This window comes from Aquaspirillum serpens DSM 68, from assembly GCF_000420525.1.
Lineage (GTDB): Bacteria > Pseudomonadota > Gammaproteobacteria > Burkholderiales > Aquaspirillaceae > Aquaspirillum > Aquaspirillum serpens.
In genome coordinates this window covers 76,748-93,055 of the sequence record NZ_ATVC01000002.1, presented here as the reverse complement: position 1 = coordinate 93,055, position 16,308 = coordinate 76,748, and the positions used below count along the sequence as shown (strand labels likewise).

The window sequence follows — 16,308 nt, the reverse complement described above, 5'->3', positions numbered from 1 at the left end:
GAATACAAGGCCAAGGCAGCAGGCATCGCGGTCGAATACGTCAACCCGGCCTACACCAGCCAGACCTGCTCGTGTTGTGGAGGATTGGGGAAGCGCTCGAAACATCGTTTCGAGTGCCCTCACTGTGGTCTGCGGGCGCACAGCGACTTGAATGCAAGTCGGAACCTTGCCCGCATTGGCGAGACTGCCGTCTCGCCAATGGCGGCTGTAAATACGCCTGATGTTGGGAGTGTCGATAGGGGTAACCATGTCTGCGCTTCACAATAAAGCCTTCGACTTCAGTCGAGGGTTATTTACGCCTCCTCCTTGTTTTGTTGTGCGCCATCCACGTGGTCAGAGCCGCTTTCCAAATAGCTGCGTAATGACATCACCACAATCACTGCGGTCATCGCAAAAGAAATCACAATCGCAGTCAACACCAACGCTTGTGGTAACGGGTCGGTATAGCCTAGGGCGGTGTCACTTAAGATCGGGGCTTGATTGATTTTCAACCGACCGATAGCAAACAAAAAGATATTGGTGGCATACGACAACAAGGCCAGCCCTAATACCACCGGAAAGGTGCGGCCACGCAATAAGAGGTAAATCCCTGCGGCGGTTAAGACGCCGACAGCTGAGGCAACTAAGGCTTCCATGAGGGGTCCTTCTGCAAGGGGTGGGATGGATCACAATCCATCGCCGCTTGATTGACGGGGAGGGCTTCGGCGCGACGTCCAATTTGTGACAGTTGAGACAACGCTAACATGGTGGCACCCACCACTACCGAGAACACGCCTGCATCGAAGAACATCGCAGACGCAATATGAATCTCGCCCAATGCCGGTAGATCAAGATGCAGCACACTGCTGGTTAAGAACGGATAACCAAATAACCACGAGCCAATACCGGTTAAGCCGGCTAATAACACGCCCGAGCCAATCATCGCATGGTAATCAAGGCGGATTTTCTGTGCCGCCCAACCAAAGCCACTGGCCATGTATTGCATGATTAACGCGACGGATACCACTAAGCCAGCGATAAAGCCGCCCCCGGGGACATTGTGACCGCGCAAGAAGATAAACACGCCAACTAACAACGCCAAAGGCAACATCACGCGCGCCGCGACGACAAGCATTAGTGGGTGCCGATCCGCCGCACGGGCTTGATCGGGTAGCCATTGTGCCAATCGTTTGGCTGCACTGCCGCCATGTAAGGCGCCATCTAACAGGGCAAAAATCAGCAGGGCAGCAATGCCCAACACAGTAATTTCGCCATAGGTATCAAAACCACGGAAATCAACCAAGATGACGTTGACCACATTGGTCCCCCCCCCACCCGGCAACGATTCAGCAAGGTAGTAGTCAGATAGGGTGGTGAAATCACGGGTCAGGAATGCCCATACCAATGTGGCAATACCAACCCCTGCGGACGTGGCTAACAAAATATCGCGCCCTTTGCGGCCAAAGCCACTTTCTTTAGGTGTGGTTTTGGGCAAGACATTTAATGCTAATAACATCAGAATCACAGTCACGACCTCAACCGAGATTTGGGTCAAGGCCAGATCGGGCGCTGAGAGATAGACAAAGCCGACACACACCACCATGCCAATCACCCCGACCATAATCAGGGCCAACAGTCGTTGATGATGTAACCACACGGTTAACAGACAACCGAGGATCAATAACAGCCAAGCGGCGATGGCGGTGGGATGGGCAGGCAGTAACTCGCGGCTACCGGCGCTTAAACTGCTATTCATAAATGCGCCATAGCCGACAACCACGGCTGCACCCACCATCCACGCCAAATAGCGTTGCAATGAACCATTGTGTAAACCGTGACTTGCCACCTGTGCAAGCTGCACCAAACCCTTGATCCAGACTTGGAACATCGCTTTTGCATCAGGATGTGGCCCTGCCTCCCATGCCGAGCGGACTTTGCGATAGCCGGCTAACAGACTCAAACCACCGATCAGGGCGATCACACTCATCCATAACGCAGGGGTGACGCCATGCCAAATTGCTAAGTGATACTCTGGTAAGGCTCCGCCAATCACCGCCTTGGCACTGCTGGCTACCAGCGCACCGGCGAAGGTTTGTGGAAACAGACCAATCAAAATCACCAAGCACACCAAAATAGCCGGTGGCAACCACATGCCGAGCGGTGGGTCATGCGGATGATCGGGATAGTCATGGCGTTGTGGGCCGAAGAACACATGCACGATATAGCGGAACGAATAGGCCACCGAGCACAACGCGGCGAGGGTGGCAATTATCGCCATCAGCCACGGTTGATCGAGCCACGCGGTATGCGCGACTTGCTCTAACATCATCTCTTTTGACAAGAAGCCATTGAGTAGCGGTACCCCCGCCATCGATGCAGCGGCAACCATGGCTAATGTTGCCGTGATGGGCATGAGATGCCACAACCCACCGAGCTGTTTAATGTCGCGGGTGCCGGTTTCATGATCGACAATGCCAGCATTCATAAACAAAGCAGCTTTAAAGGTGGCATGGTTGATGATATGGAACACCGCAGCAACAGCCGCCATCGGGCTACCTAAGCCCAACAACAGGGTAATCAACCCGAGATGGCTGACGGTAGAGAAAGCCAATAAGCCTTTTAGGTCATCTTTGAACAGCGCAATCCACGCCGCAACCAACATGGTGATCAGACCGGTGGTCGCGACAAGATAAAACCACTCTGGCGTTCCCGATAGTACCGGCCATAAGCGCGCTAACAAGAAAATCCCCGCTTTCACCATCGTCGCTGAGTGCAAATAGGCCGAGACCGGTGTTGGGGCGGCCATCGCATGCGGTAACCAAAAATGGAAAGGGAACTGCGCCGACTTGGTAAAACAGCCACCCAAAATCAGTAACAGTGCTGGCAGATAGAGTGGGGAAGATTGAATTAACTCACGGTGTTGCAACATCACGCTGAGGTCGTAAGAACCGACAATATGGCCGAGTAACATCAACCCAGCAATCAAACTTAACCCACCGGCACCGGTAACGGTCAGCGCCATGCGTGCCCCTTGCCGCCCGGCGGGGAGATGTTTCCAATAGCCGATCAGCAAGAAAGAAGACAGGCTGGTTAATTCCCAAAACACCAGAATTAACAGGATATTATCCGACAGCACAATGCCCAGCATCGCCCCTTGGAATAACAGCAAATAGGTGTAGAAACTGCCCATATTATCCTGTTTTGACAGGTAGAAACGGGCGTAAAAAATCACCAATAAGCCAATACCAAGGATCAATCCTGCAAATAACAGACCTAATCCATCAAGCATAAAAGAAACCGCAAGCCCCAGTTTAGGCAACCATTGCCAACTGGCGTGCAAGGTTTCACCTTGTAACACGGCGGGTGCTTGAAAGATCAGTAAAATAAAAGCCGCTAGGCTAAAAGTGAAAGTCGCTGTGGCGCAGGCATTTCGCCCTGCTCGTAGTAACAAAGCAGGAAACAAAGCACCTATAAAGGGCAGCATGACAATCAGGGCAAGACTCATGATTAGACTGTCCTGGCGTGTAAACAATAACCACGCAGTGCAAGAGCACTGCACAACAAGGGGCGAAGTATAACCGCCGCCACTGCTAAGTTGCTATCCAGCATAAGGCATGGCAGTGACAAAGCGATGGCAGCTGCTTAAGAGCAAACATCGCAGAAAGGCTATTTTTGTTTTAACCTTACTGACTTTAATTCTGCTTAAGACACGTTAATTATGCATATTCATATCATTGGCATCTGCGGCACATTCATGGGCGGCATTGCTGCATTGGCACGCGCCGCCGGTCATACTGTTACCGGCTGTGATGCTCAGGTCTATCCCCCAATGTCCACCCAACTGGCCGCACTGGAGATTGACATTACCCAAGGCTTTGCCGCCGAACAGCTAGATGGCCTCGATGCCGATTGTTATGTGATAGGTAACGTCGCCAAGCGAGGTATGCCAGTGATTGAGGAAATTCTCAATCGGGGTTTACCCTATACCTCGGGGCCACAGTGGTTGGCCGAACATGTGTTACAGGGCTTGTGGGTGTTGGCTGTGGCAGGGACACATGGCAAAACCACCACCACCGCGATGCTGACGTGGATTTTAGAAGAAGCCGGTTTAGCCCCTGGTTTTTTAGTGGGTGGCGTTCCAGAAAACTTTGGCGTGTCGGCGCGGTTGCCACAAACCCCACGGCAAGACCTCAACAGCCGCAGTCCGTTTTTTGTGATTGAAGCCGACGAATACGACACCGCGTTTTTTGATAAACGCTCAAAGTTTGTCCATTATCATCCGCGTACTGCGATTTTGAACAATCTTGAGTTCGATCATGCAGACATCTTCGCCGATTTAGCAGCAATTGAAACACAATTTCATCATTTAGTGCGTACCGTCCCCGGACAAGGGAAATTGATTGTTAACGGTCAGGCACCGAGTCTAGATCGAGTGTTAGGGCGTGGGTTGTGGTCGCCGGTGGAGTATTTTGCTGAGCAAGGCGGTTGGATGGCGGGCGAGGCTGATGCTCAGGGACATTTTAATGTGTGGTATGCCGGCATCAAACAAGGCCGTGTGGAATGGGACTTGTTTGGTGAACATAATCGCCACAACGCGCTCGCCGCGATTGCTGCCGCACGTCATGTTGGTGTACCACCGGCGCAAGCGATTGCGGCTTTGGCATCTTTCCGCAATGTGAAACGCCGCATGGAAGTGCGTGGCGTAGCCGCTGGGATCACAGTCTATGACGATTTTGCCCATCACCCGACCGCCATTGCGACAACCGTTGCCGGTTTACGGGCGAAAGTCGGTAAACAAGGGCGAATTTTAGCCCTACTCGAACCTCGTTCTAACACCATGAAATTGGGTACGCTAAAAGATGCGTTGGCCGCGAGTTTGCATGAAGCCGATCAAGTGTGGTGTTATCAATATCAATTGGGTTGGGATGCGGCAGCGGCATTGGCACCTTTGGGAGAGAAAGTGCGCTGTTTTGATTCATGTTCTGACTTAGTGGCTGATGTGGTGCGTTGTGCCCAAGCCGGCGATCATATTTTGGTGATGAGTAATGGCAGTTTCAACGGCATTCACCAGCAATTGTTAGACGCATTAACCAAGCCAAACGATTAAGCTAAGTTGGTAGTGGGTGCTCTATCGATTTGCCAGAAAAATTGCCAATTTGATATTAGGCAATTTTAAGTGAATTGCTGCCGTTGCTCCCGCCTATAAAGTTAAAAATAGCTTAAAATCGCAAAAACTATCCTTGTTTCCCGACAAGGATGCGGAAATTGGCTAATTTTCTGGGAATGTTTTATGCCCACTACCTATCGCTATCGTTTTCTGGCATCGCTAGCGCTGGCACACCATGCGGTTTGTCACCTCGTCAAACCCCACGCCAACTGGCAAGCAGAAGCCTCATTGCGTGAACTGGCACACCATGTCCCCGGTGTGATTTATCTGTATTTATTGCGCCCTGATGGCAGCTCTTGTTTTCCGTATGCCAGCGAAGGGATTTTTGATGTCTATGGGGTGACTCCACGACAAGTGGTAGATGACGCCACCCCAGTTTTTGCCGTATTAGATCCTGATGATTTAGAGCGAATTCGCCAATCAATTTACGATTCAGCCAAAAATTTATCAATTTGGCATCTTGAATATCACGCCCACCATCCAACCAAAGGCTGGATTTGGTTAGAAGGTCGGGCCACGCCACGCCGCCTAGAGGATGGTGCAGTGTTGTGGCATGGTTTTATCGCCGACATCAGCCGCCGCAAACATCACGAAGCGGTGCTGGCCGAACAAGCTCGCCAATTCCAAGCCTCAAATGCTGATTTAGAACAGTTTGCCTACGCGGTGTCGCACGATATGCGACAACCCTTGCGGATGGTAAGTAGCTATCTTCAGTTGTTAGAACGCAGTCTCAGTGACCGTTTACAAGAAGATGAGCAAGAGTTTCTCTCCTTTGCTCTCGACGGTGCGCGGCGGATGGACAGCATGATTGTTTCATTGCTGGAGTATTCGCGGGTTGGCCGTAAAACCTCGCCTAAACGGTTGTTGTCCACCCGTGAAACACTGGATGAGGCGCTGGCTTTTTTACAGCCCGATATTACCCAGTCTGGTGCGGTGATTCGCATCAGTGGTGAATGGCCCTCGGCTTATGTCAGTCGTGATGAAATGGTGCGGTTATTTCAGAATTTGATTGGGAATGCCCTGAAATATCACGAGGTGACAGACGTGCCGCAAATTGCAGTCGAGAGCCGACAGCAAAAAAATCAATGGCAAGTGAAGATACGTGATCAGGGTATTGGTATCAATCCTGCCCATATTGAACGCTTATTTAAGGTGTTCTCGCGTCTGCAAGCCCGTTCACGTTTTGAAGGATGTGGCGTCGGGTTGGCGTTGTGTCGGCGGATTGTGCAACATCATGACGGTGAAATCGGGGTGCATTCTGAAGGCGAAGGTCTTGGCTCCACGTTTTGGTTCTCTCTCCCCTTGCTGCAGACTGAAGCAGAGAAAGCCGAGGATGTGTGCTAATCCTGTTGCCTAGGCAGCTGTTGCGCTGTGTGTGGTGTTTGATGTTAGGCCTCATGGCTGTATTTACCCTGCCGGTTTACGCACAACCCGCGTTTAGTGATTTTTTCGATAAACATCCATTGGTGATGTTGTTGATTGAGCCGAAGTCGGGGGAAATTCGCAACGTCAACAGCAGTGCTTTAGCCTTTTATGGCTATAACCGTGAGCAAATGCTGAAGATGAAGATTGATGAAATCAACACCTTAAGCCCACAGCAAATTGCCGAAGAACGTCTGTTAGCCCTGAAAGAAGGGCGAAATCATTTTATCTTTCGTCATCGTCTACAAAATGGCGATTTTCGAACGGTTGAAGTGTTCTCTCGTCCTTATACTTTTGATGGCGAAGATTTATTGCTATCGGTGGTACACGATGTCTCAACGCGTCGTCAAAGCGAACCGGCTCTGTGGAATTATCAAAACCGTCTTGAACAGATGGTGAATGAAAAAGTGAAAGAAATTCGCGAGCAAGAACAACAGTTTTATAATCTGTTATATTTCTTTTTATTGTTACAAGCAGGCTTAATTATTTCTTTGTTGTATAACATCTATCGCCGCCGCCTGTTGAATGTAACGCTCAAGCAACATGCCGAGGCCTTAGATCACGCCAATCAAACTCTGCGCCGTTTTGCAGAAGTGTCGGCTCATCATTTGATGGAGCCGATTCGCCGTTTAGATAGCTATGCCCAGTTTTTGAATAACGCGCTCAGTAAAGAACTGAAAGACGAAGACAGTCTGTTGGCATTGCGTTTTATTCGAGAAGGGGCCCATCGTTTACGCCATTTAGTGCGAGATATTCAGCTCTATTTAGCTGCTAGTGAGCCGCGTGGCGAGATGCGACAGCAGGATGTTACCGAAGTCGCTCATGAAGTGGTGCAACGATTAGGCAACCAAATTTTGCAAAAAAATGCGAAAATCGAAATAGATGTTTTGCCAAACTGCGTATTAGATCGACCACGTTTGCGTGATGTGCTGAGTATTTTGATTGAAAATGCACTGAAATACACCGAACCCTCACGTCAACCCTGCATTACGCTCTCTGGCAAAATGACCGCGAATCGTAGCCAATATCGCATTGCGGATAATGGGATTGGGATTGAGCCAGAATATCGCCTACGGGTGTTTCGAGCTTTTGAAAGAGTTACGGTGCAGGATGACAACTCACACACCGGCGTGGGGCTGGCGATTGTGCAGCGCATTGTCGAAAGTGCCGGCGGTCGCGTGTGGATTGAAGAAAACATGCCACATGGCACGGTGGTGATTGTTGAATTGAAGAATACTTTAGGATAAATGATGTTAATGAGCCCACCACCGGTTGAAATTTTATTGATCGAAGATGAATTAGCCGATGCCCATTTAGTCAAGATTGCTTTGCGTGAAGGGCATGTTTTATCAAATTTGCATCATGTGTTAGATGGGGTGGAGGGGTTGGCTTTTTTACGCCGCGAAGGTAAGTATCAGGGAACCCCAACGCCCGATCTGATTCTGTTAGATTTGAATATGCCACGCATGGACGGTAAAGAATTTCTTCGTCATCTCAAGGCCGATCCCTCCTTAAATACCATTCCAGTGGTGGTGTTAACGACTTCTGATGTCGAACGAGATATCACCGCCTCTTACCAATTGGGTGCCAGCGGCTACATCACTAAGCCCGTTGATATGGAACAATTTATCCAAGCAGTGAAGCAAATAGAAAACTATTGGTTTACCTTGGTGAAATTGCCAAAAGTGAACTAAACTGCGCCGCTTTGCTGTGCAATACGGCAAGATACGTAAGGGAAGAAATGGGCGGGCAACAGCAAAAAAGTATCCATGTGTTATTGATTGAAGACGAAGCCGGTGATGCCGGTTTAATTCGCTTTGCGTTGCGTCAGGCACAACATGTGTCATTTCAAGTGACATGGATGAGCTGTTTGCGTGAACTACATGAATGGGAACAGAACACCAGCCATGGCGAAGAGATGTTCGACATTGTGTTGTTGGATTTGAACTTGCCCGATTCATTTGGTTTACAGACCATCCAGACGGTACAAACGGTGCTAGAGGCCGTGCCGGTGGTGGTCTTAACCGGCCATCACGACACGGAATTTGCCTTACAAACCCTCGAAGCTGGGGTGCAAGATTATCTCTTAAAAGAAAATATTGCTGCCGATCAACTAGAACGGGCGATTCGCTATGCCCTTAGCCGCCACGAATTAGAACAAGCCTTAGCTGTCTCGCGAGAACGGATGCAACTGGCGTTGGATGGTGCTGGCTTGGGAACATGGGATTGGACCATTGCCTCCGATCAGCTGTTAATCAATTCACGCTGGCGCACCATGTTGGGGTATCAAGATGACTCAACGATTGCCAATATTGAAACCACTGCGGCTTGGCGGGCGCTGATTCATCCCGAAGACCGTCCTCGAGTCGAAGCGGCACTGATGGATCATCTCGAGGGGCGTAGCCCGATCTATGAACAAGAATACCGCATGTGTCATGTCGCTGGACATTGGGTGTGGATATTCAGCAGTGGTCGTATTTTGCAGCGCGATAAACATGGTCAGCCGCTGCGTGCTGCCGGTATTCACCTCGATATCACACAACGTAAATTGGCAGAAATGCGTTTGCATCTGCTGCATACCGCATTAGAAGCCGCTGACAATGCGATTGTGATTACTGATACCGACGCGGTGATTGAGTGGGTCAACCCTGCTTTTGAAAAGCTCACCGGTTATTCGGTTGGCGAGGCGATGGGGCGTAAGCCAAAAGAATTGGTGAAGTCGGGCCATCAAGACGAGGGTTTTTATCGTGCCATGTGGGACGCAATTCTCAACGGCCAATCATGGCGCGGTGAACTGCTCAACCGGCGCAAGAGTGGTGATCTCTACCACGAAGAAATGACCATTACGCCAGTGTCAGACAATCACGGCAAAATTACCCATTTCATCGGTATCAAACAAGACATTACACAACGCAAAGCTTTAGAAAATGAACTGCGTACCTTGGCAAGCACCGACACCCTGACTGGCCTACCCAACCGGCGGGCCTTTATGTCGCGGCTAGAAATAGAATGGCAGCGTTGTCGCTGTTTTCCTGATAACTCTGTGGCAGTGTTGATGTTAGACCTCGATCGTTTTAAGCGGATTAACGATACCTATGGTCATGCCGGTGGTGATGAGGTGTTAAAGCACTTTGCCTCTTTGCTGCGCCACGAGTTGCGTTTGAGTGATATGGCTGGGCGGTTAGGCGGAGAAGAATTTGCGGTGTTGTTAACCGGTATTACCCCTGATGGGGCAAAGGCCTACGCCGAGCGGTTGCGCAATACCATTGCCTCCACCCCCACCCCGTCACAACCACCAATTGCGTATTCTTCAAGTATCGGCATTACCCTGATTCATCCTTGTGATGTCAGTGCCGATCAGGCGCTATTACGGGCAGATGACGCCCTATATCAAGCCAAAGCCAATGGGCGAAATCGGGTAGAGGCGTTGTTTGTGAGCTAACCGAGGTGTGGCGAGTGTCACACCTCGCTTGGGTTGATTTAGTCTGCGGTTTCTAGCCAACTGCGCGCACTGGCGCTGTCGTCAAAGTATTGCACTTCAGTATGGGTGAATAGGCCTGCGAGATGGGCGGCAAGCTTCATCCATGTGTCGCTGACCGCGACGGCGATGCGGTGGAAGTCATGTTCATGGGCGCGCATAAATTTCAATTCTTCCAGCGCCATATCAATAGTGAAATCCATCACTTGGGTCAAATCGACCAGCACGCTGGGCTTTTCGCCTTTTTGCACGCATTCCAACACTGCTTGTTCCATTTCCTTGAAATCATGCAGCGTAAATTCGCTAAATAAGCTGACGTCAAGGCCGTATGGAGTATGTTCTATGGTAATCATTTGGATTGTCCTTTGCCTGTTGATGGCCATCGCCAACGCTTACAGCATGGCGCGAAATTCACCAACAGGCAAGGGGGGACTTAGATTGACCAACTCGGTTTGCGGCGTTCGACAAACGCCTGTAACCCTTCTTGTGCTTGGGCCTGTTGGCTATTTTCGGCAGTTAGCGCAATCAGCCGTTGTTGTACCGCTTCATCTAAACGCGGGGTTTCTAATTCATGTAACAGCCGCTTGGCTGCTGCAATCGCCTGTGGACTGTTGTGTTTGATATGTTGAATCAGCATGTTAACCGTGTGATCGAGTTCATTGGCGGCGACAATCTGATGAATCAACTCCAGTCGTTTGGCTTTGCGGGCATTAAAGCGTTCGGCGGTGACGAAATAGCGGCGGGTGGCGCGGGTGCCGATGGCGCGTTGCACATACGGTGCAATCACCGCCGGTGCCCAGCCGAGTTTGACATCCGAGAAACCAAATAAAGCCTCCGGCACCGCAATCGCCACATCTGCGCAGGCAATTAACGCCAATCCCACCCCAAAAGCCGACCCTTGCACGCGAGCAATCACCGGTACTGGAAGTTGGTCAAGTCGTGCCAGTAAGTGTGATAGGGTGGCGGCTTCGGTGCTAAAAATGTCGGCATTGGCATGTTGTGACAGGTGTAACAGCCACTCATTTTCAAACCCAGTGGAAAAGCTCATTCCCTGTGCCGCCAACACCACGACCCGCAGCGCGGTTTCTTGCTCAATCCGATCTAAAGCCGTATTCAATGCTTGCATCAATGCCGCACCGAAAGGATTGTGAAGATCGGGCCGAGTCAGGGTGAGCGTCACAACACCATCTTGGCTGTGATAACGTAAAACCTGTTCCATCATGCGTCCTTTATGCAGAAAAACGGGCAATGCTCAGCAAACATAGCATGTCTGCACCCACGCAATGATGAAGAAATCATGTCAAATCGGCTGGTGGATATCCCGTGCAATTTGGCCATCGACCAGATTGATTTCACGATCTGTCCGCGCAGCCAAACGGGGATCATGTGTCACAATCAAAAATGTCACCCCATCTTGTTGATTGATGCTGCGCATCAGTTGGAATACTTCATCGGCTGTTTGACTGTCTAAATTGCCGGTTGGCTCATCGGCCAACACCAGACGCGGTTGATTGGCAAGGGCTCGCACAATCGCCACTCGTTGTTGTTGACCACCCGAGAGCTGAACCGGTTTTTTATGGGCGTGGGCAGCAAGACCCACACGCTCAAGCAAAAACAGGGCCCGTTCTTCCATCGCCCGAGTGCGTTTTCCCTGTCCAGCAAACATTGGCATCAGCACATTTTCCATCGCGCTAAACGCCGGCAGCAGATGATGAAACTGAAACACAAAACCAAGATAGCGATTGCGTAATGCGGTGCGTTGGTTATCGTCAAGTGGCGAAGTGGCTTGTTCGGCAATCAGCAATTCGCCTTGGCTGGGCCGTTCTAATAGGCCCATTAAATTGAGCAAAGTCGATTTACCCGACCCTGACGGCCCTGTTAAAGCAACAAATTCACCCTCTTGCAGGCTGAAATCAATGCCGTGTAATACCTCAACAATGGGGGCATTGCCTCCGCCGTATTGTTTACGAATCGCCTGTAGTTCTAGCACGTTAGCCATAGCGAATCGCCTCAACAGGATCTAAACGCGCTGCTCGTCTGGCTGGCGCCAAGGCTGACAACACCCCGACCAAGGTGGCGGTCAACGCGGTACTGATAAACAGCTCTGGTGATAAATCAACTGGGAATAAGGGTGTGCCATCTGGTTGGGCTGCTAAGCGAGAAAAACCACTGGCAATCGCCGCACCAAGTAGAGAACCAGCGGCAGAACCGACTAAACCGACCATCCCGCCTTGCAACAAGAAAATCCACATAATGCGCGAAGAGGGGGTGCCCATTGCCCGTAAAATGCCAATCTCGCGTTGTCGTTGCACCACCGACACCACCAGCACACTGGCGATGCCGAATGCCACAGCGATCATCACAAATACCCGAATCATGGTGCTAGAGGCGCGTTGGCTGCGTAGTGCTGTCATCAGTTGGGCATTGCTTTCAATCCAACTTTCGGCTTTCAAACCGGTGCGGGCGGCGACACGCAAGGCGGTTTGGTCAGCATGAAATAGGTCATCGACGGTTAAATACAGCTCGGTAATTTCCAGCGGATGACCTAATAACGACTGCGCGGCGCGCAAGGGTAACAATACCCAACGCCGGTTGAGGTCTTTCAAACCGAAGTCCAAAATGCCACTGATGGTGAAACTTTCCTCGCGATCTCCACCGGCATCAAAACGCAGCCGATCACCGACTTTCAACCCCAAATCCTCTGCCAGTTCGACCCCAATCATCACCGAGCCATTCGGCAATGCTAATCGCCCTGCCCGCAGTTTTTCCTGTAACGGCACAATGCGCTGATAATCGTCGAGCTCCACCCCCATCAACGAGACCGATTTACGCACCCCGCCTTTGACTGCAAACGCTGGGCCACTGGCTAAGGCGGCGCTGTGTTTGACCTCGGGGGTGGCAAGGGCCAGATCACGACTGGCAGTCCAATCGCGCAATGTGCGTTCGCGTTGGGTGCGTTTTTGCACATCGCTTAACACCCATGCCTGATTGACCACCGCACGGTTATCTTCATCTGCGGGCCGCAACACAATATGGGCTTGTGTCGAGAGGGTTTTGTTAATGAGGTTGGCTTGTAAACCGTTCACAATCGCGGTGATATACACCACCACCGCCACGCCTAACGTTACGCCACTGAGAATCAGCACACTTTGAAAGCGGCCTTCTCGCAACAAACGCCATGCCACCGTCCAGATAAATTGCATCAGTTTGCCTTTGTTGCGGAGAGGGGTTCGGCACGGATACGTTGTCCTGCTTCAAAAATCAATGGGCTATTGACGACCCAATCGCCGGCTTTCAAACCGGAAATAATCTCCACCCAACCACGGCTGCTCAGGCCAATTTTGACTGAGGTTTTTTGTAGCTGGTTTTGCTCAACCCTCCATACCCACGGTGCTGTTGCACTGTCGCGGATGGTTTCCTGCGGTAATAACAATGCCTGTTGTCGTTGACCAAGAATAATCTCGGTTGAAACCGTCATGTCGTGCTTTAAGAAAACCGGCGGCTGTGGCAAGGCCAGTTTCACTTCTAAAATGCCGCGTTCACGGTCAACTTGCGTCGCAAGTTCGCGCACTGTGGCATCAAAAGGTTGATCGGGGAAGGCATCCGCCACTACCCGCGCCGCTTGTCCAACTCGCAGCCGTGCTAGGTAACGCTCATCGGCATCCACCCGCAACTCCAATGGCCCAGCGGCAGCAAAGGTCAACGCCGCTTTGCCAGCGGTCAATAAGTCGCCTTGTTCCACCAGTCGCTTTACCACGCGCCCAGCTTGGGGCGCTCGAATCACATATTGCGCTAATTTACGTTCAGCCAGTGCCACTTGCGCTTCAGCTGCCGCAAGGCGGGTTTGTGCCAGTTGTAAGCTTTTCTGTGACTGATCGAGGGCGGCCGCGCTGATAAAGCCAGCACGCGCCAATTGTTGCTGGCGGTGGTGTTGACTGTTTGCTTCGGCAAGGGTGGCGGCGGCTTCGGCGAGATTGGCTTGATTGCGCGCCACTTCGGCTTGAGCTTCGCTGTCGTCTAATTGCAATAACGCGGTGCCGGCACTGACTTCACTGCCCTCGGCAATCGGTGTCGCTGCCACGCGGGCGGTGAGGGTGCTGCCGAGGGTGGATTCAATTTGTGCTGTAACCCGACCACTGGCCAACAGGGTTTGCGTGATGTCTTGTGCTACCACCTGACTGACCGCCACTTTGGGCCCTTGCCATACTCGCCAGCCTAATCCGGCAGCTAATACGATCACCAGTAGTACCAGCCATAACCACCACGGAAGACGATTTTGCATAACTTACTCGATGACAGAAACGTGAAAACGACCTTCAAATACCAAGGCAAGTTCCCCGTTAGGTTTGATTTCGGCTGTGAGGGTTAAGCTGGCGCGGCCTTTGTGCTGCAAGCGTTGCCAAAATTCGGCCCAATCGCTTTCAGTTGGCGCGATGGCATGCACCACAAAATCCTCTGCCACCGGTGCCAAAAACCGCTGTTCCGCTCGTGCCACTACGACAACAGCGCGCACCCTGTTAGCAGCTAAACGACCACTGAGATAACTCCATGCTGCTACTGTCGCCGCTGTCGATAAACTGCCACCAAAAGCAGTGCCTTGGTGATTATGGTTTGGCGCGAGAGGTAGCTGTAGGGTGAGCCCCTGTTCCGAGGCCTGTTGTACGCTAAGCTGCATGGCAGCGGTCAGTGGAATATGGTGGTGCAAATAGGTGGTCAGTGCTGCTGGTGTGGGCCAACTGCCTAAGGCTAAATCACAGGATGCGGTGGTATTCAAGAGGCACCTCGTTGCAGCCATGTGCCACGGTTATGCCACACCTCGGGAGCGAGGTAGCACAAACGCCACATGGCGAAAAGATTGGCAAGAGAAATAAACAGCAATAGCAGGGCAATACTATTGGTCAGCGCCAACAACGCCATACTGAGCGCTGCCGACACCACCATATACAGCCCATTGATAATGTTGTTGGCGGCGATGGCTTGGGCGCGGAAATCTTCTGGGCTGGCGGTTTGCAGCCAAGTGTAAAGCGGAACAGTGAAAAAGCCGCCGGCAATGCCAATCCCGATAAAATCGACCAAACTGCGCCAATGCGACGCTTGAGCAAGAAAATCGCTTAGGGTGAGTAAATGACCGGTCGGGGTAAGCGATTGCACGGAAAAATACAAATCTACCCCGAACACTGTCATGCCGGCCCCACCCATCAGCACCAAGCCCAACTCCAAACGCCCCCGCGATAGCTTGGCGCACAAAATCGAACCGATGGCGATACCCAGTGAAAATAGGGTGAGGATTAAGGTATAGACCGAGGCATCACCGTGTAAATGCAAACGGGTAAAGGTTGGCATTTGTGTGGTGTAGGTGGCACCAAGCAGCCAAAACCACGAAATACCCATAATCGAGGCGGACACCTCGCGGTATTGTTTTGTTGCCCGCAATAATTGTCGGGTATCACCGATGATGTTGTAAGACACGGTGAGATGTGGTGCGGCGGCTGGCGCAGGGGGGAGAAATAAGCTGGCAATCCAACCCAACAATGCCACCGCCAATAAGGCTAAAACGCTGCTGCTATCGCCATATTGCATCAACAGTGCGCCGCCCATTTGCCCAATCAAGATGGCAATAAATGTCCCCATCTCAATTAAACCATTGCCGCCTAATAGCTCGTTGCCTTTGAGGTATTGCGGCAACACGGCATACTTGACGGGGCCAAAAAACGTGGATTGCGCACCCATCAAAAACAAAGTGAACAGCAACAAGCCAACATGCTGCTGTAAAAACCCCCATGCCGCCAGCGCCATAATCACCAATTCTGCCACTTTGGTCAGTTTGGCAACGTAGGCTTTATCGTATTTTTCTGCCAAGCGGCCGGCGGTAGCAGAAAACAAGAAAAATGGCAGGATAAAGGCCGCTGAAGCAAGGTTGACAATTTGTTCCGGCGGCAAACCAGCAAAGTGCAGGCCGGCGTAACTGACCATCACCAACAACGCGGTTTTCATTAAGTTGTCGTTTAATGCGCCAAGAAATTGCGTTAAAAACAACGGCAAAAAACGACGTGAGGCAAAAAACGCAAAAGAGGTGTGGTGCATGGTTTTCGCCTATTTTCGCGTTGAGGGTTGATCGTCATCATCCAGCAAAATGCGATGGCCGGGGCCTTCCAAATCATCAAATTGGCCCGACCGTGTCGCCCACCAAAAAATCACGCCAATCACAAACACCAAGACAATACTCAGTGGGATTAACAGATACAGGCTTTCCATGATTCCT

Annotated in this window: 16 protein-coding genes; 6 read left to right on the top strand and 10 right to left on the bottom strand. The window is 51.2% G+C overall.

Going from position 1 to position 16,308, the window contains the following annotated elements; genetic code table 11:
* Positions 1-267 (top strand): zinc ribbon domain-containing protein (locus G465_RS15255; protein ID WP_155846471.1); only part of this gene is annotated, 267 nt, incomplete at its 5' end.
* Positions 268-293: 26 nt separating this feature from the next.
* Here the strand turns inward: G465_RS15255 and G465_RS0100895 are convergent.
* Both G465_RS0100895 and G465_RS0100890 read right to left on the bottom strand, forming a co-directional pair.
* Positions 294-635 carry a Na+/H+ antiporter subunit C gene (locus G465_RS0100895; RefSeq protein WP_022652593.1) on the bottom strand — a complete coding sequence of 114 codons (342 nt, stop codon included), beginning with the start codon at positions 633-635 and terminating at the stop codon, positions 294-296.
* On the bottom strand, positions 623-3,484 hold the full coding sequence (locus G465_RS0100890; protein WP_022652592.1) for a monovalent cation/H+ antiporter subunit A: 2,862 nt from the start codon (positions 3,482-3,484) through the stop codon (positions 623-625). Before G465_RS0100890 ends, G465_RS0100895 begins: the two co-directional genes overlap by 13 nt.
* Positions 3,485-3,694: 210 nt before the next feature.
* Between G465_RS0100890 and mpl the strand changes: the two genes are divergently transcribed.
* The 5 genes from mpl (at position 3,695) to G465_RS0100865 (ending at position 10,010) form a co-directional block, all read left to right on the top strand.
* Entirely contained in the window at positions 3,695-5,086 is a 1,392-nt protein-coding gene (gene mpl, locus G465_RS0100885; RefSeq protein ID WP_211213652.1) for a UDP-N-acetylmuramate:L-alanyl-gamma-D-glutamyl-meso-diaminopimelate ligase, read from the top strand.
* A gap of 183 nt (positions 5,087-5,269) precedes the next feature.
* A complete protein-coding gene (locus G465_RS14890; RefSeq protein WP_022652590.1) occupies positions 5,270-6,490 on the top strand; it encodes a sensor histidine kinase in 1,221 nt (406 codons plus the stop codon).
* A 53-nt stretch (positions 6,491-6,543) separates the two neighbouring features.
* Complete coding sequence (locus G465_RS14885; protein ID WP_162138800.1) at positions 6,544-7,815, top strand: sensor histidine kinase; 1,272 nt, start codon at positions 6,544-6,546, stop codon at positions 7,813-7,815.
* Positions 7,816-8,262 (top strand): response regulator, encoded by a 447-nt coding sequence (locus G465_RS0100870; protein WP_022652588.1) that lies wholly within the window; start codon positions 7,816-7,818, stop codon positions 8,260-8,262.
* A gap of 47 nt (positions 8,263-8,309) precedes the next feature.
* Complete coding sequence (locus G465_RS0100865) at positions 8,310-10,010, top strand: diguanylate cyclase (RefSeq protein WP_022652587.1); 1,701 nt, start codon at positions 8,310-8,312, stop codon at positions 10,008-10,010.
* A gap of 38 nt (positions 10,011-10,048) precedes the next feature.
* On the opposite strand, the gene G465_RS12970 is transcribed toward G465_RS0100865, so the two are convergent.
* The 8 genes from G465_RS12970 to ccoS form a co-directional block, all read right to left on the bottom strand.
* Positions 10,049-10,399, bottom strand: coding sequence for a SpoIIAA family protein (locus G465_RS12970; RefSeq protein WP_022652586.1), 351 nt, complete (start codon positions 10,397-10,399; stop codon positions 10,049-10,051).
* Between the two features lie 80 nt (positions 10,400-10,479).
* Positions 10,480-11,265 (bottom strand): enoyl-CoA hydratase-related protein, encoded by a 786-nt coding sequence (locus G465_RS0100855; protein WP_022652585.1) that lies wholly within the window; start codon positions 11,263-11,265, stop codon positions 10,480-10,482.
* An 81-nt stretch (positions 11,266-11,346) separates the two neighbouring features.
* Positions 11,347-12,045 (bottom strand): ABC transporter ATP-binding protein, encoded by a 699-nt coding sequence (locus G465_RS0100850; protein ID WP_022652584.1) that lies wholly within the window; start codon positions 12,043-12,045, stop codon positions 11,347-11,349.
* Complete coding sequence (locus tag G465_RS0100845; protein WP_022652583.1) at positions 12,038-13,249, bottom strand: ABC transporter permease; 1,212 nt, start codon at positions 13,247-13,249, stop codon at positions 12,038-12,040. The genes G465_RS0100850 and G465_RS0100845 overlap by 8 nt, the downstream gene beginning before the upstream one ends.
* Complete coding sequence (locus tag G465_RS0100840; RefSeq protein WP_022652582.1) at positions 13,249-14,328, bottom strand: efflux RND transporter periplasmic adaptor subunit; 1,080 nt, start codon at positions 14,326-14,328, stop codon at positions 13,249-13,251. Before G465_RS0100840 ends, G465_RS0100845 begins: the two co-directional genes overlap by 1 nt.
* A 3-nt stretch (positions 14,329-14,331) precedes the next feature.
* Positions 14,332-14,820, bottom strand: a complete 489-nt coding sequence (locus G465_RS12965) for a YiiD C-terminal domain-containing protein (RefSeq protein WP_022652581.1) — start codon at positions 14,818-14,820, stop codon at positions 14,332-14,334.
* On the bottom strand, positions 14,817-16,130 hold the full coding sequence (locus G465_RS0100830) for an MFS transporter (RefSeq protein WP_022652580.1): 1,314 nt from the start codon (positions 16,128-16,130) through the stop codon (positions 14,817-14,819). Before G465_RS0100830 ends, G465_RS12965 begins: the two co-directional genes overlap by 4 nt.
* 9 nt (positions 16,131-16,139) lie before the next feature.
* Positions 16,140-16,301 (bottom strand): cbb3-type cytochrome oxidase assembly protein CcoS, encoded by a 162-nt coding sequence (gene ccoS, locus G465_RS0100825; RefSeq protein WP_022652579.1) that lies wholly within the window; start codon positions 16,299-16,301, stop codon positions 16,140-16,142.
* Between the last annotated feature and the right edge of the window lie 7 nt (positions 16,302-16,308).